Origin of the sequence: Kitasatospora sp. NPDC048239 (assembly GCF_043202015.1) — a bacterium.
Lineage (GTDB): Bacteria > Actinomycetota > Actinomycetes > Streptomycetales > Streptomycetaceae > Kitasatospora.
The window spans coordinates 1-19,765 of record NZ_JBICZP010000013.1 but is presented as its reverse complement, the minus strand read 5'-3'; the positions used below and the strand labels follow the sequence as shown (position 1 = coordinate 19,765).

The 19,765-nt window shown below is 73.2% G+C and carries 16 protein-coding genes and 1 rRNA gene; 8 read left to right on the top strand and 9 right to left on the bottom strand.

The window, feature by feature from the left end:
- Window positions 1-31: 31 nt before the first annotated feature.
- Window positions 32-2,794, bottom strand: coding sequence for a preprotein translocase subunit SecA (gene secA, locus ACGFZP_RS28875; RefSeq protein WP_392938732.1), 2,763 nt, complete (start codon window positions 2,792-2,794; stop codon window positions 32-34).
- A gap of 242 nt (window positions 2,795-3,036) precedes the next feature.
- Here secA and ACGFZP_RS28870 point away from each other — a divergent pair, with 242 nt between their 5' ends.
- Window positions 3,037-3,603, top strand: coding sequence for a GNAT family N-acetyltransferase (locus tag ACGFZP_RS28870; protein WP_392938730.1), 567 nt, complete (start codon window positions 3,037-3,039; stop codon window positions 3,601-3,603).
- Window positions 3,604-3,694: 91 nt separating this feature from the next.
- Window positions 3,695-4,876: a winged helix-turn-helix domain-containing protein gene (locus ACGFZP_RS28865; protein WP_392938729.1), complete on the top strand. Its 1,182-nt coding sequence runs from the start codon at window positions 3,695-3,697 to the stop codon at window positions 4,874-4,876.
- 55 nt (window positions 4,877-4,931) lie between these two features.
- Here the strand turns inward: ACGFZP_RS28865 and ACGFZP_RS28860 are convergent, their stop codons facing one another.
- Both ACGFZP_RS28860 and hpf read right to left on the bottom strand, forming a co-directional pair.
- Window positions 4,932-5,690, bottom strand: a complete 759-nt coding sequence (locus tag ACGFZP_RS28860) for a response regulator (RefSeq protein WP_392938728.1) — start codon at window positions 5,688-5,690, stop codon at window positions 4,932-4,934.
- 193 nt (window positions 5,691-5,883) lie between these two features.
- Window positions 5,884-6,576 (bottom strand): ribosome hibernation-promoting factor, HPF/YfiA family, encoded by a 693-nt coding sequence (gene hpf / locus ACGFZP_RS28855; protein WP_392938727.1) that lies wholly within the window; start codon window positions 6,574-6,576, stop codon window positions 5,884-5,886.
- Between the two features lie 370 nt (window positions 6,577-6,946).
- On the opposite strand from hpf, the gene ACGFZP_RS28850 reads away from it, so the two are divergent.
- Complete coding sequence (locus tag ACGFZP_RS28850; protein ID WP_392938725.1) at window positions 6,947-7,720, top strand: ComF family protein; 774 nt, start codon at window positions 6,947-6,949, stop codon at window positions 7,718-7,720.
- Here ACGFZP_RS28850 and ACGFZP_RS28845 read toward each other — a convergent pair.
- Genes ACGFZP_RS28845 through mtrA form a run of 3 tightly spaced genes read right to left on the bottom strand, consistent with a single transcriptional unit; the run spans window position 7,704 to window position 12,373 of the window.
- On the bottom strand, window positions 7,704-9,572 hold the full coding sequence (locus ACGFZP_RS28845) for an LpqB family beta-propeller domain-containing protein (RefSeq protein WP_392938723.1): 1,869 nt from the start codon (window positions 9,570-9,572) through the stop codon (window positions 7,704-7,706). The two genes, ACGFZP_RS28850 and ACGFZP_RS28845, sit on opposite strands and share 17 nt — an antisense overlap.
- Window positions 9,547-11,667: an MtrAB system histidine kinase MtrB gene (gene mtrB / locus ACGFZP_RS28840; protein ID WP_392938722.1), complete on the bottom strand. Its 2,121-nt coding sequence runs from the start codon at window positions 11,665-11,667 to the stop codon at window positions 9,547-9,549. Before mtrB ends, ACGFZP_RS28845 begins: the two co-directional genes overlap by 26 nt.
- A 28-nt stretch (window positions 11,668-11,695) precedes the next feature.
- A complete protein-coding gene (gene mtrA / locus ACGFZP_RS28835) occupies window positions 11,696-12,373 on the bottom strand; it encodes an MtrAB system response regulator MtrA (protein ID WP_030061806.1) in 678 nt (225 codons plus the stop codon).
- Between the two features lie 289 nt (window positions 12,374-12,662).
- Between mtrA and ACGFZP_RS28830 the strand changes: the two genes are divergently transcribed.
- The 5 genes from ACGFZP_RS28830 to ACGFZP_RS28810 all read left to right on the top strand — a co-directional run bounded on the left by ACGFZP_RS28830 (window position 12,663) and on the right by ACGFZP_RS28810 (window position 18,114).
- Complete coding sequence (locus ACGFZP_RS28830; protein WP_392938720.1) at window positions 12,663-13,832, top strand: hypothetical protein; 1,170 nt, start codon at window positions 12,663-12,665, stop codon at window positions 13,830-13,832.
- Between the two features lie 5 nt (window positions 13,833-13,837).
- On the top strand, window positions 13,838-14,533 hold the full coding sequence (locus ACGFZP_RS28825; protein ID WP_392938718.1) for a DUF4129 domain-containing protein: 696 nt from the start codon (window positions 13,838-13,840) through the stop codon (window positions 14,531-14,533).
- The gene (locus ACGFZP_RS28820) at window positions 14,530-15,753 is read left to right on the top strand and encodes a DUF4350 domain-containing protein (protein ID WP_392938717.1); all 1,224 of its coding nucleotides are present in this window, start codon (window positions 14,530-14,532) and stop codon (window positions 15,751-15,753) included. Before ACGFZP_RS28825 ends, ACGFZP_RS28820 begins: the two co-directional genes overlap by 4 nt.
- A gap of 92 nt (window positions 15,754-15,845) precedes the next feature.
- Complete coding sequence (locus ACGFZP_RS28815; RefSeq protein ID WP_392939009.1) at window positions 15,846-16,766, top strand: AAA family ATPase; 921 nt, start codon at window positions 15,846-15,848, stop codon at window positions 16,764-16,766.
- Window positions 16,767-16,803: 37 nt separating this feature from the next.
- On the top strand, window positions 16,804-18,114 hold the full coding sequence (locus tag ACGFZP_RS28810) for a DUF58 domain-containing protein (protein WP_392938715.1): 1,311 nt from the start codon (window positions 16,804-16,806) through the stop codon (window positions 18,112-18,114).
- Window positions 18,115-18,157: 43 nt separating this feature from the next.
- On the opposite strand, the gene ACGFZP_RS28805 is transcribed toward ACGFZP_RS28810, so the two are convergent.
- The 3 genes from ACGFZP_RS28805 to rrf all read right to left on the bottom strand — a co-directional run.
- Window positions 18,158-18,925, bottom strand: coding sequence for a CDP-alcohol phosphatidyltransferase family protein (locus ACGFZP_RS28805; protein ID WP_392938713.1), 768 nt, complete (start codon window positions 18,923-18,925; stop codon window positions 18,158-18,160).
- A 23-nt stretch (window positions 18,926-18,948) separates the two neighbouring features.
- The gene (locus ACGFZP_RS28800; RefSeq protein WP_392938710.1) at window positions 18,949-19,608 is read right to left on the bottom strand and encodes a transposase; all 660 of its coding nucleotides are present in this window, start codon (window positions 19,606-19,608) and stop codon (window positions 18,949-18,951) included.
- Between the two features lie 71 nt (window positions 19,609-19,679).
- Window positions 19,680-19,765 (bottom strand): 5S ribosomal RNA (gene rrf, locus ACGFZP_RS28795); the annotation flags it as partial.

The following is a 19,765-nucleotide window of genomic DNA, read 5'->3' as shown; positions in this document are numbered from 1 at the left end:
GCGGCGCCCTGGTGTACCGGCGGCCGGGTGCTCAGCCCTTGCGGCGGCGGCCCTTGGCCGACTTGGCGGCCTTGCGGCGCTCGGCGCGGGTCAGCCCGTCGCCCTCGTCCTCCGCGGTGAGGTCCTCGAAGTCGCCCTCGACGACGCCGCCACCGACCTCGTCCGAGGGGGCCGTGTAGTGCAGGCGCTGCGGCTTGGGGGCCTCCAGGCCCTTGGCCTTGATCTCCGGGCGGGCGGCGTCCTTCTCCAGCTTGTCGAGCAGCACCTCGGCGTCCTCGACCGGCACCTCCTCGACCTGCTGCTCGACCTGGACCTCCAGGTTGAACAGGTAGCCGACGGACTCCTCCTTGATGCCCTCCATCATGGCGGTGAACATGTCGAAGCCCTCGCGCTGGTACTCGACCAGCGGGTCGCGCTGCGCCATGGCGCGCAGGCCGATGCCCTCCTGGAGGTAGTCCATCTCGTAGAGGTGCTCGCGCCAGCGGCGGTCCAGCACCGAGAGGACGACCCGGCGCTCCAGCTCGCGCATGATCTCCGCGCCGAGCTGGTCCTCACGGGCGCCGTACTGCCCCTGGATGTCCTCCTGGATGGCCTTGGTGAGGAACTCCGGGGTCAGCCCGGCGGTGCCGCCGGCCTCCTCCTCCAGCTGCTCCAGCTCCAGGGTGATCGGGTAGAGCTGCTTGAGCGCGGACCAGAGCTTGTCGAGGTCCCAGTCGTCCTCGAAGCCCTCGCCGGTGGCGGCCTTGACGTACGCCTCGACGGTGTCGTCCATGAAGTGGCCGACCTGCTCCTGCAGGTCCTCGCCCTCCAGGACGCGGCGGCGCTCGCCGTAGATGACCTCGCGCTGGCGGTTCAGCACCTCGTCGTACTTGAGGACGTTCTTGCGGATCTCGAAGTTCTGCTGCTCGACCTGGGTCTGCGCCGACGCGATGGCGCGGGTGACCATCTTGGACTCGATCGGCACGTCCTCGGGCACGTTGGCCATCGACAGCACGCGCTCGACCATGCCGGCCTTGAACAGGCGCATCAGGTCGTCGCCCAGCGACAGGTAGAAGCGGGACTCGCCCGGGTCGCCCTGACGGCCGGAGCGGCCGCGCAGCTGGTTGTCGATCCGGCGGGACTCGTGCCGCTCGGTGCCGAGGACGTAGAGGCCGCCGACCTCCTTGACCTCGTCCTGCTCGGCCTTGACGGAGCTCTTGGCCTTCTCCAGCGCGGCCGGGAACTCGGCCTCGTACTCCTCCGGCGTCTCGGTCGGGGTGAGCCCGCGCTGCGCCAGCTCGGCCGCCGCGAGGTGGTCGGAGTTGCCGCCGAGCATGATGTCGGTGCCACGGCCGGCCATGTTGGTGGCGACGGTGACGGCGCCCTTGCGACCGGCCTGCGCGACGATCTGCGCCTCGCGCTCGTGGTGCTTGGCGTTCAGCACCTCGTGCGGAATGCCGCGCTTGCGCAGCTCCTGCGACAGGTACTCGGACTTCTCCACCGACACGGTGCCGACCAGCACCGGCTGGCCCTTCTCGTGCTTCTCGGCGATGTCCTCGACCACGGCCGCGAACTTGGCCGGCTCCGACTTGTAGATCAGGTCGGGCTGGTCGATGCGCAGCGGCGTCTTGTTGGTCGGGATCGGCACCACGCCGAGCTTGTAGATCTGGTGGAACTCCGCGGCCTCGGTCGTACCGGTACCGGTCATGCCGGACAGCTTGTCGTACAGGCGGAAGAAGTTCTGCAGGGTGATGGTGGCCAGGGTCTGGTTCTCGTTCTGGACCTCCACCCCCTCCTTGGCCTCGATCGCCTGGTGCATGCCCTCGTTGTAGCGGCGGCCGGCCAGGATGCGGCCGGTGTGCTCGTCAACGATCATGACCTCGCCGTTCATCACGACGTAGTCCTTGTCCGCCTTGTACAGCTCCTTCGCCTTGATGGCGTTGTTCAGGAAGCCGACCAGCGGGGTGTTCACCGACTCGTAGAGGTTGTCGATGCCCAGGTAGTCCTCGACCCGGGAGACGCCCTCCTCCAGCACGCCGACGGTGCGCTTCTTCTCGTCGACCTCGTAGTCGCGGTCGATCTTGAGGCGCTGCACCAGCTTGGCGAAGTCGGCGTACCACTTGGTCGCCTGGTCGGCCGGGCCGGAGATGATCAGCGGGGTGCGGGCCTCGTCGATGAGGATCGAGTCGACCTCGTCGACGACCGCGAAGTTGTGGCCGCGCTGGACCAGTTCGTCCTGCGACCAGGCCATGTTGTCGCGCAGGTAGTCGAAGCCGAACTCGTTGTTGGTGCCGTACGTGATGTCCATCCCGTACTGGCGCTTGCGCTCGGCGGGCGTCATGTTGCCCAGGATCACGCCGACTTCGAGGCCCAGGAAGCGGTGCACCCGGCCCATCCACTCCGAGTCGCGCTCGGCGAGGTAGTCGTTGACGGTGATCAGGTGCACGCCCTTGCCGGTGAGCGCGTTGAGGTACGTCGGGAGCGTGCCGACGAGGGTCTTGCCCTCACCGGTGCGCATCTCGGCGACGTAGCCGAGGTGCAGCGCGGCGCCGCCCATGATCTGGACGTCGTAGTGGCGCTGGCCGAGCACGCGTCGGGCCGCCTCGCGGACGGTGGCGAACGCCTCGGGGAGGATGTCGTCCAGGGACTCGCCGTCGGCGAGCCGCTGCTTGTACTCGTCGGTCAGCGCGCGCAGCTCGGCGTCCGTGAGGTTGACGAAGTCCTCTTCGATGGAGTTGACCTGGGCAGCAATCCGCTGCAGCTTGCGAAGGATCTTGCCTTCGCCGGCGCGCAGGATCTTGTCGAAGACGGACACTTGAGCGGGCTCCTTGCCTGTATTGGCACTGGACGACTGCACGGCGGGTCCACCCCACCGCACGGGCCATCGTATGCGAGGACTCCAACCCCCCGGGAGGTGCGTCAGCCTGCTATTCCCGTGTCACCCCTGCGAGCACATGCCTCGATAGCGATGTCTACCAGGGCAAAGCGGTCACCGCCCCGGGCAGTTGGGCGGTTAATCGGATGCCCGGATTCCTCTCCGTACGGAATAATCCGCGCATGACAGAGCAAGCCGACACCCCTGTGGACCCCGTCGTCCTCACCACCGAGCGCCTGATACTGCGGCCGCCGCAGGCCTGTGACCTGGAGGCGCTCTTCGAGGCCTGCCAGGACGAGGAGATCCAGCGCTGGACGGTCGTCCCCAGCCCGTACCGCTTCGAGGACGCGGAGTACTTCGTCAACGATCTCGCCGCCAATGGCTGGCGCACCGGCGAGGCCCTGATCTGGTGCGTGCTGGAGCGCGGGAGCGGCGCCCTGGTCGGCACCCAGGCGATCACCCTCACCCCGGGCCGGACGGGCAGCGGCGAGGTCGGCTGGTGGGCCGCCAAGGAGCACCGCGGCCGCGGCTTCACCGTCGAGGCCGCCCGTGCCGTCGCCCGCTACGGCCTCACCGAGCTGGGCCTGCGCCGGCTGGAGTGGCAGGCGTACGTGGGCAACGACGGCTCGCGCGCGGTGGCCGACCGGGTCGGCTACCGCTTCGAGGGCACCCTGCGCTCGTACGCCGAGCAGCGCGGCGTGTTCCACGACTCCTGGGTCGCCTCGCTGCTCGCCACCGACCTGGACTGAGCCGCCCCTGCCCGAAGCCGCCCCGGCCGCAGAGCCCGGTGGCCCCGTCGGCCGGTCCCGACTGTCGGTCCCGGCGTCTACCCTCGCCGACATGACCGTCACGACTCCCGTCACGACCCTCAGCGCCGACGAGGCGCGCCGCATCGCCCTGCGCGCCCAGGGCCTGCTCGGTGCGCCGGACCGCCGGGGCGGCGTGCGCGGGGTGCTGCGCCACCTCGGCGCCGTCCAGCTCGACACCATCTCGGTGCTGGCCCGCTCGCACGAGCTGATCCCCTACGCCCGCCTCGGCGCGGTCGGCCGCCCGGCCGTCGAGGAGGCGTACTGGGGCTCGGGCGCGAGCTTCGAGTACTGGTCGCACGCGGCGTGCATCCTGCCGGTCGAGGAGTGGCCGCTGTTCGCGTTCCGCCGCCGCGGCTACCGCGGGCGCGGCCACCTCTGGGGCCACCAGGTCACCCCGGAGACGTACCGGCACGTGCTGGACAAGCTGCGCGCCGAAGGGCCGTTGACCTCCACCGAGCTGGGCGGCGCCAAGAAGACCGCGGAGTGGTGGGACTGGTCCGACACCAAGATCGCGGTGGAGCGGGCCCTGGCCTTCGGCGACGTGGTCTGCGCCGAGCGCCGGAGCTGGAAGCGGGTCTACGCACTCGCCGAACAGGCCGTCCCCACGGACCTGTTCGAGCAGGACCCGAGCGACGAGGAGTGCCTGCGCACCCTGGTCGCCCAGGCCGGGGCCGCGCTCGGCGTGGCCACCCGGGCCGATCTGCTGGACTACCACCGGCTGCGCGCCGAGCAGCTGGACGCGGTGGTCGAGGCCTCCGGCCTGGTCCCGGTGGAGGTGGCGGGCTGGGGTCCGGCGGGCGCCGCGGCCGCCGCGTGGGCCGATCCGGCCGCGCTGGCCGCCCCGCCGCGCGGGCGCCACCGCACCACGCTGCTCTCCCCGTTCGACTCGCTGATCTGGGACCGCGGCCGCACCGAGCGGATCTTCGGCATGGCCCACCGGCTGGAGGCCTACACCCCGAAGGACAGGCGGGTGCACGGCTACTTCGCGATGCCGCTGCTGACCGGCGGCCGACTGGTCGGCCGGGTCGATCCGGCCCGCGAGGGGCGCACCCTGGTGGCCCGTCAGGTCTCGCTGGACTCCCCGCGCCACCTGGAGGCACTGGCGGCGGCGCTGCGCGAGGCGGCCGCCTGGGTGGGCTGCGACGCCGTCCGGGTGGAGGCGCTGAACGACGAAGGGCTGCGCCCGGCCCTGACGCGGCTGCTCGACGCCTGACGCCCGGCCGGAACCGCCGACAGGCACGCCGAGGGCGCCCCAACGCCCGGGCGCCTCACCCTATTTCGAGGATCTTCTCCCGCATCGCGTAGACCACGGCCTCCATCCTGGAGTGCAGCTGGAGCTTCTCCAGGATGTTGCGCACGTGGTTCTTCACGGTGTTCTCGCTGATGAACAGCTCCTTGGCGATCTCCCGGTTGTTCATCCCGGTGGCCACCAGCTTCAGTACCTCCAACTCCCGGTCGGTCAGCCGGGGAGCGGGCACCAGGTCCCGGTCGTCGGAGCGGCGCTGGATCATCGACTTGAACTCGGTGAGCAGCTTGGAGGCCATCGACGGGCTGATCTGGGACTGCCCGTCGGCGACCGCGCGGATCGCGGTGGCGACCTCGTCGGTGGAGATCTCCTTGAGCAGGTAGCCGGTGGCGCCGGCCTTGATCGCCTCGTAGAGGTCGGCCTCCTCATCGCTTATCGTCAGCATGATGATCTTGGTGCTGGGCACCACGTCCTTGATCGCGGTGCAGGCCTCGATCCCGCTGCGCCGGGGCATCCGGACATCCATCAGGATGATGTCGGGCAGCAGGTCGGCGGCCTTCAGCACCGCCTCGGCGCCGTCCCCCGCCTCGCCGATGACCTTGATGTCCTCCTCCTCCGCGAGCACGATCTCCAGCCCGCGGCGGAACAGCGCGTGGTCGTCCACCACCAGGACGCGAATGGGCTCGGCCTGGCGCGGGCCGTACTCGGGCTCGGCCCCCGGTCCTGGCGACACCCCCGCGCCCGGCCCCGCAGCGGGCCCCAGCCCGAAGTGATCCCCCATCCGCTCCTCCCCCGTCGCCGGTCCTCGTCGCGCCATCATTCCACGCCTCGGACCCCCTCCGGTCACCCTCAGGTGCCGAATCCCCTGCACCGGGTGACCTCGGGCCCGCCGCGGCCGCCACAGCACCCCGAAACGCCGGTGACCCCGGCGGCAACGGCTGCCGGGGTCACCTCGTCCCATACCGCTGGGACGGTCAGTCCTCGTCGTCGGCCCCGCCGATCGCGCCGCCGGCGCCGGCACCCGCCCCGACCGAGCCGTCGGCCTTCAGGTGGATGACGCCGTAGTGGTAACCGTGCCGGCGGTAGACGACGCTCGGCAGGCCGCTGTCCTTCTCCACGAACAGGTAGAAGTCGTGGCCGACCAGTTCCATCTCGTAGAGCGCCTGGTCGAGCGCCATGGGGGCGGCCGGGTGGGTCTTCTCCCGGACCACCAGCGGGCCTTCGCCCTCCACTTCCAGGGACCCCATCATGGTCTTGCGGACGGCCCCGTTGGTCTCGCCGACGGGCTGCGTCGTGTCGGGCAGCGCGGCGAGGGACGCCGTCGCCTCGGCGACGCTGATGGGGGTGCGGCCGTTGCCGCCCTTGTGCACCCGGCGCCGGTCTGCGGACTTGCGCAGCTGGGCGTCGAGCTTCGCCGAAGCCAGGTCGAGTGCCGCGTACGGGTCTGCCGCGGCCGCCTCGGCCCGGATCACCGGGCCACGGGTACGGAGAGTGATCTCCACCCGCTCGGACCGGTCGGCCTGACGCGGGTTGTGCTCCTTGGACACCTCGACGTCGAGGCTGATCACCTTGCCGTCGAACTTCTGGACCTTCTCCAGCTTCTCGGCCACGTGCTCGCGGAACCTCTTGGGCACCTCGGTCTTGCGGCCCTTGACGACGATGTCCACGCAGAACTCCGATCCCTCGTGCTGACGCCGATCCGGGTGCTACCGAATCGGGCTGAGACCCAGCCGGACCAGCCAATCCACTGCCGACCCTTCGCCCCGCCGCGAGCGGCGAAAGCGACTGGCCCTCACCTCACTTCCTCCCCACCAGGGACGGTTGAAACCCCCTGGAGCCTCATAGAACACCTCACACGGGGATTTCGCCTCCCCAGGCGGCAAAGTGGGTATGACCCGATCTTGTGGGGTTGGCGGTCGAGCTGTTGCACCCTGTCTACCCTCTTGCGAGTGAAGCATGGGTAAATACCTGGACAACACCCCCCGTACGGCGCATCCTGTGCTCACTCTCCGTGCCTGCCCTCCGCCAGGAGCAGTCGTGCCACCCATCGCATTCCCCGCCCGCCCACAGCCAGTCCCCAGCCCGTTCGCCTACTCACTGGGCGGCCTGCTGGACCTCCTGCTGCCCGCCCGCTGCGCCGGCTGCGGCACCGGCCGCAGCCAGCTCTGCCCGGCCTGCCGCCACGCCCTGACCGCCGCCCGGCCCGGCCCCACCGCCCTGCCCTGGGTGCACGCCGCCGCCCGGTACGCCGATCCGGTGCGCCAGTTGCTGATCGCCCACAAGGAGCGCGGCGCGCTGCGCCTGGCCGACCCTCTGGGTGAAGCGCTCGCCCAGGCCGTGCGCTCCGCGCTCGGGCCGCGCGCCGGTCAGGCGCCGCTGCTGCTCGTCCCGATGCCCTCCACCCGCGCCGCCGTCCGCGCCCGGGGCCACGACCCGACGCTGCGGCTGGCCGGCGCCGCCGCCCGGGCGCTGCGCCGGGCCGGGCTGGACGCCCGGGCCGCGCCGCTGCTGCGGCACGTCCGCCCGGTCGCGGACCAGAGCGGCCTGTCCGCCCCGGAGCGCCGGCGCAATCTGCACGGCGCGCTCACCGTCCTGCCGCGCGCCCACCGGCGGCTGACCGGCCGCCAACCCGTGCTGGTGGACGACCTGGTGACGACCGGGGCCAGCCTCGCCGAGGCCGCCCGGGCCCTGGCCGCCGCCGGACTGCCGCCTCGGGCGGCCGCGACCGTGGCGGCCGCCGTCCCGCACCGGCCGGACCGCACACCACCGGCCTGCGGAGGCCGGGGCGGGCGGCTCAGCCCGGGTAGATGAAGGCGCTCGCCCGGTACTGCGGCGGCAGGACGAGCTCGCGCCACTGGTTGTTGACCAGGCGGTAGATCTTGCCGTCCGCACCCTGCAGGGCCAGCACCGGAGGCGCCTGGCCCGCGCTGTCGTCACGGGACTCGGAGGCCTGCACCGAGACCATCCCCTCGCCGCCCAGCAGCGAGCCCTCGGTGCTCCGCGAGCCGTCCGTGCTGATGTAGTGCAGCTGCGGCAGCCGGTCCTTCTCCTTGCCCAGCACCAGCAGTTGGTCGGCCTCCGCCCAGGACACCGAGGTGACGTCGGTGAGCTGCGGCGCGGCGTTGCGCAGCCCGGTGATCCGCGCCGTGGGCGCGTCCTGGGTGCCGCCGTGCTGTACCAGGCCGACCATCAGGCTCCGGTCGCCCTTGCGGTCCTTGACGACCAGGGCGATCCGGACCCCGTCCGAGGCCGTCTTGAGGCTCTGCACCGTGCCCCCGTCGAGCCCCTCGACCGGCACGGTGACGGGCTTGCGCCCGCGCACCATCACCACCCGCGGGTTCTGCGGGTCGCGGTCCACCACCCAGAGGTCGCCGCGGCCGTCCCAGCTGGGCGAGGCCAGCCCGTCGTCGGCCTTCTCCGCGGCCCGGGCCGTCGTGCTGAGCACGGCCTCGGGGAGCACCGACTCGCTGTCGGCCAGCCCCACCGAGTACAGCTGGTGGCCGTCCGGGCTGATCGCCGCGGCGCGCTGGCCGTTGCGGCTCACCGCGATCGCCCCGACCGCCCGCTTGCCGTTGGCCGGGGCCTTGCCGAGCACGCCGGCGACCGCGGAGCCCTCGCCCTGCTCGCGGGCCTGCAGCAGCACCCCGTTGTCGGCGCGCTGGTAGTACTGCTGGTCGGCCGCCGGACCGGCCAGGGCACCGGGGGCACTGGCCGGCAGGTCGTTGCGCGCCACCACACAGCTGCTGCCGCGCGGGCCCTTCAGCTCCAGCCGGTCCATCTGGCCCTTGCCCTGGTCGGCGAGGGTGTAGAGGAGCTGGTTGGCCATCTGCTTGCACAGCAGCCCGCCGCCGAGGTCGGGCCCGGCGGCCACCACGTGGGCGGTCCGGCCGTCGTCCACCGTGACCGGCTGCACGGTGACCCCGGCCGGGAAGGCCGTCCGGACCACCGGCGAGAGCCACTCGGACGGGCCGGCGACCAGGGCCCTGGCGGCGGCGGTCAGCGGGTCTATTCGGCGCCGCAGGTAGATCGGGTCGGCGATCAGCACCTCCTGCGCCGTGGGCGCGGAGGGGTCGGCGGCCGCATAGAAGAAACGGTCCACCTGGCGGTAGCTGTTGCGGAAGTTGGTCTCGTTGATGATCAGACCGTCGGGCAGCCGGTCGATCCGCCACTCCCCGGACTTCTCCCGGACGAAGTTGAAGGTGAAGCTGACGTCCTTCTGCCCCTCCCGGAAGCGGTAGGAGTGCTTCTCGTCCACCTGGGCGACGACCGTCCCGGACACCGGGATGGACACCGAGGTGTCGGCCTCCGTGAGGGTCTGGTCGGTGTGCGTCGGGTTGGCCGCCAGCACCATGATCCCCGCCTCCGGGTTCCACCGGCCGGCGGCCTCCTCGGTCAGGTACTGCCGCGCCGTCGGGTAGCCGTCGTCCGCGGTCGACGCGTCCAGGAAGCCGGTCAGCAGATCACTCGGCTTGGCCCCCTTGGCGGGCGCCATCGGGAAGACCCTGACCTGGAGGTTCTTGTCCGCCGCGCCCTGCGACAGCTCGACCTTGGCGATGCCGCCGGCGTCCGGCATCGCGGCGCAGCCACCCACCAGCGCGGCCCCCAGCACCGCGCCGGCCACCGCGGCCACCCGCGGCTCAGTCCTGCTGCTGGTCCTTCGCACGCTGCGACCCCTCCGTGTCCGTCCCACCCGTGCCGTTCGCGGCGCTCACCGCGACCGGCTCCTGCGGCTCCGCCGTCCGCTGCGCCACCGAGGGCCGGCCGGGCGTCGGATCGACCACGACCTGGGCACCGGTGGCACCGTACCCGGCCCCCGCGGCGCGGACGTCCGAGGGGTCCGAGCGCGGTCCCTCGGGCACCCGGCGGCCCAGGGCCGGGCCGATGCTCAGCACCCCGCCCAGCCCGCTGCCGAAGCCGTTGCCGCCGCCCTCCGGGGCCTCCGGCACGGCCGGTTCCTCGGTCGCGGTCAGCGCGGTGGCACCGGCCGGGTGGATCGCCCGCCGGTACGGCATCCCGGCCGAGCCGAGGCCCCGGTTGTTGCGGGAGTCCTCCGGCTCCAGCCGGAACGGCGCCCGGTTGATCTCGCCGCCGCGGGTGCGCGGCAGGGTGAGCCGGAAGTGCGACCCCCCACCGGGCTCGCCCCAGGCCTGCAGCCAGCCGGCGTGCAGATGCGCGTCCTCGACCGCGATGGACAGGCCGAGGCCGGTACCGCCGGTGGTCCGCACCCGGGACGGGTCGGCCCGCCAGAAGCGGTGGAACACCCGGGAGGCCTCGCCCGGCTTGAGCCCGATGCCGTAGTCGCGCACACCGACGGCGACCGCGCCGTCGGCCGAGCCCAGCCGGACCACGACGTCGCGGCCCTCGCCGTGCTCCAGTGCGTTGACCACCAGGTTGCGCAGGATGCGCTCGATCCGCCGGGAGTCGACCTCCGCCAGCACCGGCTCGCCGTCGCCGCGGATCACCACGGCGCTGCCCTTGGCCTGGGCCAGCGGGTCCGCGGCCTCCACCACCCGGGTGACGATCTCGCGCAGGTCCACCGGCTCGGCGTCCAGGATCGCGGCGCCGGCGTCGAAGCGGCTGATCTCCAGCAGGTCGGCGAGCAGCGACTCGAAGCGGTCCAGCTGCCCCTGGAGCAGCTCCGCCGAGCGGGCCGCCATCGGGTCCAGGTCCTCGCGGCTGTCGTAGATCAGGTCGGCGGCCATCCGCACCGTGGTCAGCGGGGTGCGCAGCTCGTGCGAGACGTCCGAGACGAAGCGCCGCTGGACCCGCGAGAGCTCCTCCAGCTGGCGGATCTGCGCCTGCAGGGCGTTGGCCATCCGGTTGAAGGACTCGCCGAGCCGGGCGATGTCGTCCGTCCCGGTGACCTTCATCCGCTCTTCCAGGTGCCCGGCGGCCAGCCGCTCGGAGATCCCGGCGGCCATCCGCACCGGGGTGACCACCTGGCGCACCACCAACCAGGCGATGCCGACCAGCAGGATCACCACGAACAGGCCTGCGGTGGCCAGGGTGCCGGTGACCAGGTCGAGGGTCTTGGTCTCCTGGCCGAAGGGGAAGACGTAGTACAGCTGGTAGCTGGTGCTGCTCGGCCCGGTGAACTGCTGGCCGAGGACGAGCCCCGGCTCCGAGTCGGAGCCGCCGCCGCGGTGGATCCGGGTCGGCTGCTCGAACATCACGCCGGGCTCCGAGGCCACCGCCGTCCGCAGCGAGTCCGGGATGCTGCTCGGCAGGACGTCCCCGGAGTAGCGCGGGCCCAGCCCGGGGTTCTGCTGCGCCACCACCTGGCTGCTGCCGGGCAGGATCGCGATCACCGAGTAGACGCTCTGCCCGCTGGCCGCGAGGTCGCCGACCTGCTTGAGCAGCCAGGTGCCGATCTCGTCGGTGGTCGGGTCGCTGGTGGCCCCGACCTTGAAGCGCAGGTCCTTCGCCTCGTCGATCTTCTTCTGCTCGCTCTTGAAGCCGCCGTCGGCCTGGCTGCGGGCCGAGGTCTTCTTGGTGTCCAGCAGTCCGGTGCGCACCTGGGCCACCACGACCACGCCGAGCACCAGCACGACCGCGACGGAGAGCAGCAGGGTGGCGGCGACCACGCGCAGCTGGATGGAGCGCCGGTAGAGCGCCGTCACCCGGTGGAACGGTCGTCGCAGCTGACGGGTCAGGAGCGCGAGCAGGGCCGCCGGACCGCGCCGACGGCGGCGGCCCCGGGTGGTCGAGCTCAGCACGTCCCCGCGCACGGCGGGGCCCCCGTCGGTCGAGGCACCCAACGGGGTCTCGTCAGCCCTGTACACCACGTCAGCTGGGCCCGGCCTTGTAGCCGACGCCACGAACGGTCACCACGATCTCGGGGCGCTCCGGGTCCTTCTCGATCTTGGAGCGCAGACGCTGGACGTGGACGTTGACCAGCCGGGTGTCCGCCGCGTGGCGGTAGCCCCAGACCTGCTCCAGCAGCACCTCGCGGGTGAACACCTGCCAGGGCTTGCGGGCCAGCGCGACCAGCAGGTCGAACTCCAGCGGGGTCAGCGGGATGCCCCGCCCGTCCCGCTTCACCGAGTGGCCGGCCACGTCGATCACCAGATCGCCGATGGTCAGCTGCTCGGGCGTCGGCTCCTCGGCCCGACGCAGCCGCGCCCGTACCCGGGCCACCAGCTCCTTCGGCTTGAACGGCTTGGTGACGTAGTCGTCGGCGCCCGATTCCAGGCCGACCACCACGTCCACGGTGTCCGTCTTCGCGGTCAGCATGACGATCGGGATGCCCGACTCGGCCCGGATCTGGCGGCAGACATCGATGCCGTCCCGTCCGGGCAGCATCAGGTCCAGCAGGACCAGGTCAGGCTTGGTCTCCCGGAACGCGGCTAGCGCCTTGTCCCCATCCGCGACGAAAAACGGCTCAAAACCCTCACCACGCAGCACGATACCGAGCATCTCGGCCAGTGCGGAGTCGTCATCAACGACGAGGACGCGTCCCTTCATGCGTCCATACTCTCATTACCGGATTGTGACCTGCCGCACAGCAGTCCCATTGCGCCAGAACGGCCAAGTGGCAGCCCGGGCGATTTCCGGCCATATCGGGCGAATTTCCTGCGCCGAACCGCTCCGGAACGATCCGCGAACCCGCACCGGCCACCACCGCGGAGCCCGCCCGCGGTTCAGGAGCCGGATACCCCTGAGACCCGTCCGAGCACCATGGCACGATGGGCGCTGCGCGCGGGTGAAGATCCACCCGGCCCCGCGAACCCTGACGCCCCTCCGAGGAGCAGTGATGACCGACACTCCGGGCTGGGCCTCGCCCAGCTCGTCCGAGCCGCCCCGCGAGGACGCCCGGCCACCGGCCGACGCGCCCGCCGCCGTGCCCGGTCCGTCGGCACCACCACAGGGCGCACCCGCCGCCCCGCCCGCCTGGGGCTCCGGCTACGGCGGCCCGCCGCCCGGCGGCCCGCAGTACGGCCAGTACGGCTGGGGCGCACCGCCGAGCCCCAAGCCCGGCATCATCCCGCTGCGCCCGCTCGGCCTCGGCGAGCTGCTGGACGGCGCCGCCTCCACCATCCGCAAGCACTGGCGGACGACGCTCGGCCTCTCGCTCGGCGTCGCCGTGCTCCAGCAGGCCGCGGCCACCGCGACCGAGCTGTCCATCGACGGCGACACCGGCAACCTCACGCCGGTCCTGACCACGCTCGCCAGCCTGCCGGTCAGCCTGCTGCTCGGCGTCGTCGCCTCCGCGCTGCTGACCATGGTCGTCAGCCGCGCCATCCTCGGCCAGTCCGCCACCATCCGCGACGCCTGGCGGGACGCCCGCCCCCGGCTGTTCCAGATGCTCGGCCTGACCCTGCTCACCGCCCTGATCGGCGGCGGCATCGTGCTGCTCGGCTTCGCCCCGATGATCGGCTACGTGATCGCCGGCGCGGACGAGCCCGCCATCGCCGCCCTGCTGTTCGTGGTCGGCCTGCTCAGCCTTCCCGTCGCCGTCTGGATCTGGATCCAGCTCAGCCTGGCGGCCCCCGCCCTGATGCTGGAGAAGCAGGGCGTGCTGACCGCGCTCTCCCGCTCCCGCCGGCTCGTCCGCGGCTCCTGGTGGCGCCTGTTCGGCATCAACCTGCTCAGCCAGGTGCTGGCCGGCATCGTCGCCGGGATGATCTCGGTGCCGTTCACGATCATCGGCGTGGTCCTGGGCTTCGACGACCTCGCCGGCCAGGCCGACTCCGGCGGCGTGGTCAGCCTCCCGCCGGCCCTGCTGATCACCACGGCCATCGCCGGCGTCATCTCCGCCACCCTGACCATCCCGTTCACCGCCAGCATCGGCGTCCTCCTCTACGTCGACCAGCGGATCCGCCGCGAGGCCCTGGACATCGAGCTGGCCCGCGCCGCCGGGCTGCCCGAGTACGGCGGCACCGGCTGGAGCGACCCGGCCGGCCCGACCGCCGCGAGGCTCTGACCCGGATGCCGAACTGGGGGGACCTGACCCGGGCGGCCGGCGGCGCACCGGTCACCATTCCGCGCGATCCGGCACGCGACGCCGCACGGGACGAACTGCTCAAGGCCGACTACCACCGCCACGACCCGAGCCTCCAGGAGCGGGTCCTCGACTGGATCGGCGACCGGCTCGGCGACGCCCTCGACACCGTCGCGGGCAACGGCACCAGCGGAACCACCGGCCTGATCCTCTTCCTGGTGATCGCCGCCCTGATCGGCGGCGCCCTGTGGTGGCGCCTCGGCGCACCCAGGCGGGCCGCCCGCACCATCCAGCCCGTCTTCGGCACCGCCGGCCCGCGCAGCGCCGCCCAGTACCGGGCCGAGGCCGAGCGGCACGCCGCCGCCGGCCAGTGGCCCCAGGCCGTCCGGGAGCAGATGCGCGCCCTGGTCCGGGCCCTGGAGGAGCGCACCCTGCTCGACACCCGCCCCGGCCGCACCGCCGACGAGGCCGCCGCCGAGGCCGGCCGCGCCCTGCCCGAGCACGCCGCCGCCCTCGCCGCCGCCGCCCGGAGCTTCGACGACATCGCCTACGGCGAGCGCACCGCCGACCAGGCCGCCTACCGGCTGCTGCACGACCTCGACCGGGCCCTGGAGCGCACCCGCCCGGCCCTCACCCCGGTGCCGGTACCGGTCCCGGCCCAGGCCCAGGGAGGAGCGGCATGACCACCACCGTCCCCGCCCCCGACGCGCCGCCCGCGCCGACCGCGCCCGCCGCCGCCCCCACCAGCCTCGCGCCGAGCGGCCGAAGCCTCTGGTACCGCGGACGCTGGTACCTGTTCACCACCGCGATGCTGCTGCTCGCCGGAGCCGTCCTGGCCGGCCTCAACCAGGAGCAGCGCTACCCGCCGCTCGACCCGCGCTCCTACGACCCCGCCGGCACCCGCGCCGTGATCGCCCTGCTCCAGCGCGAGGGCGTCAAGGCCGACATCACCGCCGACCTCACCACCGGCGCGGCCGGCGCCGGCACCCTCGTCGTGCCGGAGCCCGACCTGCTCTCCCCCGACCGGCTGCGCGCCCTGGCCGCCGCCCGGCACGGCCGCCTGGTCCTCATCGCCCCCGGCCCGGCCGCCCTCAGCGCGCTGGTCCCCGGCGTCCGCCCCTCCGACGAGGGCGGCGGCGTCCCCTACGCCTCCGTCCGCAGCACCCCCGCCGACTGCTCCCTGCCCGCCGCCGTGCGGGCCGGCAGCGCCCACCTCGGCGGCCTGCTCTACACCGCCGGCACCCGCGGCGAGGGCTGCTACCCGCGCGGCCACGGCTACCCGCTGGTCAGCGTCCCGAACAGCCGGGGCGGGGACGTCATCGTGCTAGGCGGCGGCGCCTTCCTCACCAACGAGCTGCTCGCCAAGGACGGCAACGCCGCCCTCGCCCTCGCCCTGCTCGGTTCCCAGCCCGACCTGACCTGGCAGCTGCCCGACTACACCGCCCCGATCGCGGTCGAACAGCGCAAGCAGCTCACCGACTACATCCCCGAGGGCTGGCGCTGGGCCGGCTACCAGCTCGGCATCGCCGCCCTGCTCGCCGCCGCCTGGCGCGCCCGCCGGCTCGGCCCCGTCGTCAGCGAGAACCTGCCCGTGGTGGTCCGCGCCGCCGAGACCACCGAAGGCCGCGCCCGCCTCTACCGCCGCGCCAGGGCCCGCGGCCGCGCCGCCGACGCCCTGCGCCGCGCCGCGGCCCACCGCCTCGCCCCGGCCCTGGGCGTCCCGCTCAGCGCCGGCGCACCCGACCCCACCGCTCTCTGCGCGGCCATCGCCGACCGCCTCCCCGAGCGCCCCGCCGGGGACGTGGCGGCCCTCCTGTACGGCCCGCCCCCGACCGACGACGCCGCGCTGCTGCGGCTCGCCGACGACCTCGACACCCTCGAAAGGCAGGTACGGAAGCCGTGACCGAGCAGGCCACCGCCACCCCCCTCACCACCCCCGGCACGGCCGACAGCACGCCCGGCACGGCGAGCGACCCGCGCCAGGCGCTCACCGCCCTGCGCGCCGAGATCGCCAAGGCCGTGGTCGGCCAGGACGCCGCCGTCACCGGCCTGGTCGTCGCCCTGCTCTGCGGCGGCCACGTGCTGTTGGAGGGCGTCCCCGGCGTCGCCAAGACCCTTCTGGTGCGCACCCTGTCCACCGCCCTCAGCCTGGGCACCAAGCGGATCCAGTTCACCCCCGACCTGATGCCCGGCGATGTCACCGGCTCCCTGGTCTACGACGCCCGGACCGCCGAGTTCTCCTTCCAGCCCGGCCCGGTCTTCACCAACCTGCTGCTCGCCGACGAGATCAACCGCACCCCGCCCAAGACCCAGGCCGCCCTGCTGGAGGCCATGGAGGAGCACCAGGTCACCGTCGACGGCGAGCCCCGCGCCCTGCCCGTCCCGTTCCTGGTCGCCGCCACCCAGAACCCCGTCGAGTACGAGGGCACCTACCCGCTGCCCGAGGCCCAGCTGGACCGCTTCCTGCTGAAGCTGATCCTGCCGCTGCCCGACCGCGACCAGGAGTTCCAGGTCCTCGCCAGGCACGCCGCGGGCTTCGACCCCCGCGACCTCGGCGCCGCCGGCGTCCGCCCGGTCGCCGGCCCCGCGGACATCGCCGCCGCCCGCGCGCAGATCGCCAAGCTCACCGTCTCCCCCGAGGTGCTCGCCTACATCGTCGACCTCTGCCGGGCCACCCGGCAGTCCCCGTCGCTCTCGATCGGCGTCTCCCCGCGCGGCGCGACCGCCCTGCTCGCCGCCTCCCGTGCCTGGGCCTGGCTGGCCGGCCGCGACTACGTCACCCCCGACGACGTCAAGGCCCTCGCCCTGCCGACCCTGCGCCACCGCGTCGCGCTGCGCGCCGAGGCCGAGATGGAGGGCGTCACCGCCGACTCCGTCATCCAGGCCGTCCTCGCCCAGACGCCCGCCCCCCGCTGACCGCCTCCCCCCGCACGCCTCCGAAGGAGCGCACCGCATGGCCCTCACCGGGCGAACCGCCCTGCTCGCCGCACTCGGCGCGCTCGTCGTGGGCCTGCTCCTGCCCTCCGCGGCGGGGATCGCCGCCGTCACCGGCGCGGTCCTGCTCGCCGCCCTGGTCGACCTGCTGCTCGCCGCCCCGGTCCGCAGCCTGCGGATCACCCGGGGCGGCGACACCACCGTCCGGCTCGGCGAGCCCGCCGCCGTCGAACTGAGCGTCACCAACCCCTCCGGCCGCCCGCTGCGGGCCCGCGTCCGCGACTCCTGGGCCCCCTCCGCGTGGCGGCCCGGCACCGGCACCGCCGCCTCACGGCACACCCTGCGGATCCCCGGCGGCGAGCGGCGCCGCGTCACCACCCTGCTCACCCCGAGCCGGCGCGGCGACCACCACGCCCACAAGGTGACGGTCCGCTCGCTCGGCCCGCTCGGCCTGGCCGGCCGTCAGGGCTCCCACCTGGTCCCGTGGACGGTCCGCGCGCTGCCGCCGTTCACCAGCCGCAAGCACCTGCCCTCCCGGCTCGCCCGGCTGCGCGAACTCGACGGCCGCACCTCCGTCCTGACCCGCGGCCAGGGCACCGAGTTCGACTCCCTGCGCGAGTACCTGCCCGGCGACGACGTCCGCTCCATCGACTGGCGGGCCAGCGCCCGCCGCCACACCGTCGCCATCCGCACCTGGCGCCCCGAGCGGGACCGGCACATCCTGATCGTCCTCGACACCGGCCGCACCTCCGCCGGCCGGGTCGGCGACGCGCCCCGGCTGGACGCCGCACTCGACGCCGCCCTGCTGCTCACCGCACTCGCCACCAAGGCCGGTGACCGGGTCGACCTGCTCGCCCACGACCTGCGCAAACGCGTCTCGGTCGCGGGCCGCTCCCCCAACGAGATCCTGCCTGCCTTCACCGGCGCGATGGCCGTCCTGGAGCCCGCCCTCTACGAGACCGACATGCGCTCGCTGGTCTCCACCGCACTCCGGATGGCACCGCACCGCTCGCTGATCGTGCTGCTCACCGGCCTGGACGCGGCGCCCGTGGAGGACGGCCTGCTCCCGCTGGTGCCGATGCTCACCAAGCGCCACGAGGTCGTCCTCGCCTCGGTCGCCGACCCGCACCTGGACGAACTGGCCGCCGGCCGCGGCACCGTCGAGGCCGTGTACGGGGCGGCCGCGGCCGAGCAGACCCGCGCCGACCGCCGTCTCACCGCCGACCGCCTCGGCCGCCACGGGGTGACCGTCCTCGACGCCCCGCCCTCCTCGGTCGCCCCGGCCCTCGCCGACGCGTACCTCGCCCTCAAGGCCGCCGGCCGGCTCTAGGGTTCGGCCCGGCCTGCTTCCTCTGGACCGGCCTGGACCGGCCTCAGCGGAGCCGGGAGGAGGAGAGGATCGACGCCAGGTGCGCGACCACCATCACCCAGGTGATCGCCGCGATGGCGGCGACCACCGCTCGGGTCGGAGTGGTGGTGCCGACCACGGCGTCGGCGACGGCCGCCGCCAGCAGGACCAGCGAGGCCTCGATGCCGTTGGTCACCCGGTGGATCCTGAGCGCGGAGGCGAGCCTGCGCACGGTGGCCACCCCCTGCGAGCGCGGCCGGGCCGCCTCGTCCTCCGCGACGCCCAGCCCGTGCCGGGCCCGCGCCACGTCGACCAGGTCGGTCGAGGCCTTCAGCAGCACGATCCCCAGCGCCGCCGCCAGGCCCACCGACACCCACGCCTCCGCCCCTGACCGGGCCGCCCGGAAGCCGGCCCCCGTCAGGAGCGCCGCGTCCGCCAGATAGGCGCCGAGCCGGTCGACGTAGATGCCGACCGCGCTGTACTGCTTCTTCCAGCGGGCGACCTCGCCGTCCACGCAGTCGAAGAGCAGGAACAGCTGGAACAGCACGGCGGCCAGCACGGCCCCCGGCAGACCGGGTATCAGCAGCGCCACCCCGGCGGCCACACCGCAGACGACCATGACCCAGGTGAGCGTGTTCGGGGCGACCCCGGTACGCACCAGCTGTCTGGTCACCCGCAGCGAGATGCGCCGCATGTACAGCCGGCCCGCCCAGTGCTCCCCGTTGCGGCTCTGCAGCTTCGCCTGCGGCTGGCAGACCGCACGCAGCTCCGCCAGGTCCGGAGCGGCACCCATGACCATTCCGTCCCCTCCGGCCCTCAGTAGCGGGGCTTGACCCAGACGTGGACGCCGGCCGAGGCCCCGTCCTCGCTCTCGTCGTCCGCCTGCGCGTCACGGGCCTGCCACTCGGCGATCCCCGCCGACAGCGCGACCGCCGAGGACTTGTCCCCGTGGAATCCCTCCCGCGCCGCCTGGTAGGCGAACCAGCGCTCGACGTGCGCCAGCCAGGCCGCCTCGTCCGGCGCGAAGTGCATGACGAAACGCGGGTGCGCCCGAAGCCAGTTGATGACCGTCGGGGACTTGTGCGTGAAGTAGTTGTCGCAGATCAGGTGGACCTCGCCGCCTTCCGGCAGCTCCTGGTCCAGCTTCGCCAGGTACTGGCGGAAGGCGACTCCGCGCCGCCGACGGTGCAGGGTGCCGGCCACCTTCTCGGTGGTCGAGTCGAGGCTCTCCAGCAGGGCCGTGACGGCCGCCGGCAGCGGCTCCTCGCGCAGGGTCTCCAGAGCGGCCCGCAGCTTGGGCCGCAGGACGGTCTCCGCATCGACGTGCAGCGCCAGCACCCGCTCCGGCGGAGCCAGGTACAGACCGGCCACCTCGTGGGAGGTCTCCATGGTGAAGGGGTCCGTCGCCAGGCTGAAAGGCTCGGTACGCGGCTTGTTTTCTTCGGGGTTGGCCTTGGGGCCAGGACGACGTGCCATACCGCGATCGTATCCTGCATAAACGCAAAGAACCCCCACCCGGAATCGGGTGGGGGTTCTTCGGAATGATTGTTCGGCGGCGTCCTACTCTCCCACAGGGTCCCCCCTGCAGTACCATCGGCGCTGTGAGGCTTAGCTTCCGGGTTCGGAATGTAAC

Bases quoted from the DNA above. Each gene is read 5' to 3' on its own strand.
- ACGFZP_RS28870 (WP_392938730.1), top strand. From the start codon at position 3,037: ATGACAGAGCAAGCCGACACCCCTGTGGACCCCGTCGTCCTCACCACC.
- ACGFZP_RS28865 (WP_392938729.1), top strand. From the start codon at position 3,695: ATGACCGTCACGACTCCCGTCACGACCCTCAGCGCCGACGAGGCGCGC.
- ACGFZP_RS28860 (WP_392938728.1), bottom strand. From the start codon at position 5,690: ATGGGGGATCACTTCGGGCTGGGGCCCGCTGCGGGGCCGGGCGCGGGG.
- mtrA (WP_030061806.1), bottom strand. From the start codon at position 12,373: ATGAAGGGACGCGTCCTCGTCGTTGATGACGACTCCGCACTGGCCGAG.
- ACGFZP_RS28830 (WP_392938720.1), top strand. From the start codon at position 12,663: ATGACCGACACTCCGGGCTGGGCCTCGCCCAGCTCGTCCGAGCCGCCC.
- ACGFZP_RS28825 (WP_392938718.1), top strand. From the start codon at position 13,838: ATGCCGAACTGGGGGGACCTGACCCGGGCGGCCGGCGGCGCACCGGTC.
- ACGFZP_RS28820 (WP_392938717.1), top strand. From the start codon at position 14,530: ATGACCACCACCGTCCCCGCCCCCGACGCGCCGCCCGCGCCGACCGCG.
- ACGFZP_RS28810 (WP_392938715.1), top strand. From the start codon at position 16,804: ATGGCCCTCACCGGGCGAACCGCCCTGCTCGCCGCACTCGGCGCGCTC.
- ACGFZP_RS28805 (WP_392938713.1), bottom strand. From the start codon at position 18,925: ATGGGTGCCGCTCCGGACCTGGCGGAGCTGCGTGCGGTCTGCCAGCCG.
- ACGFZP_RS28800 (WP_392938710.1), bottom strand. From the start codon at position 19,608: ATGGCACGTCGTCCTGGCCCCAAGGCCAACCCCGAAGAAAACAAGCCG.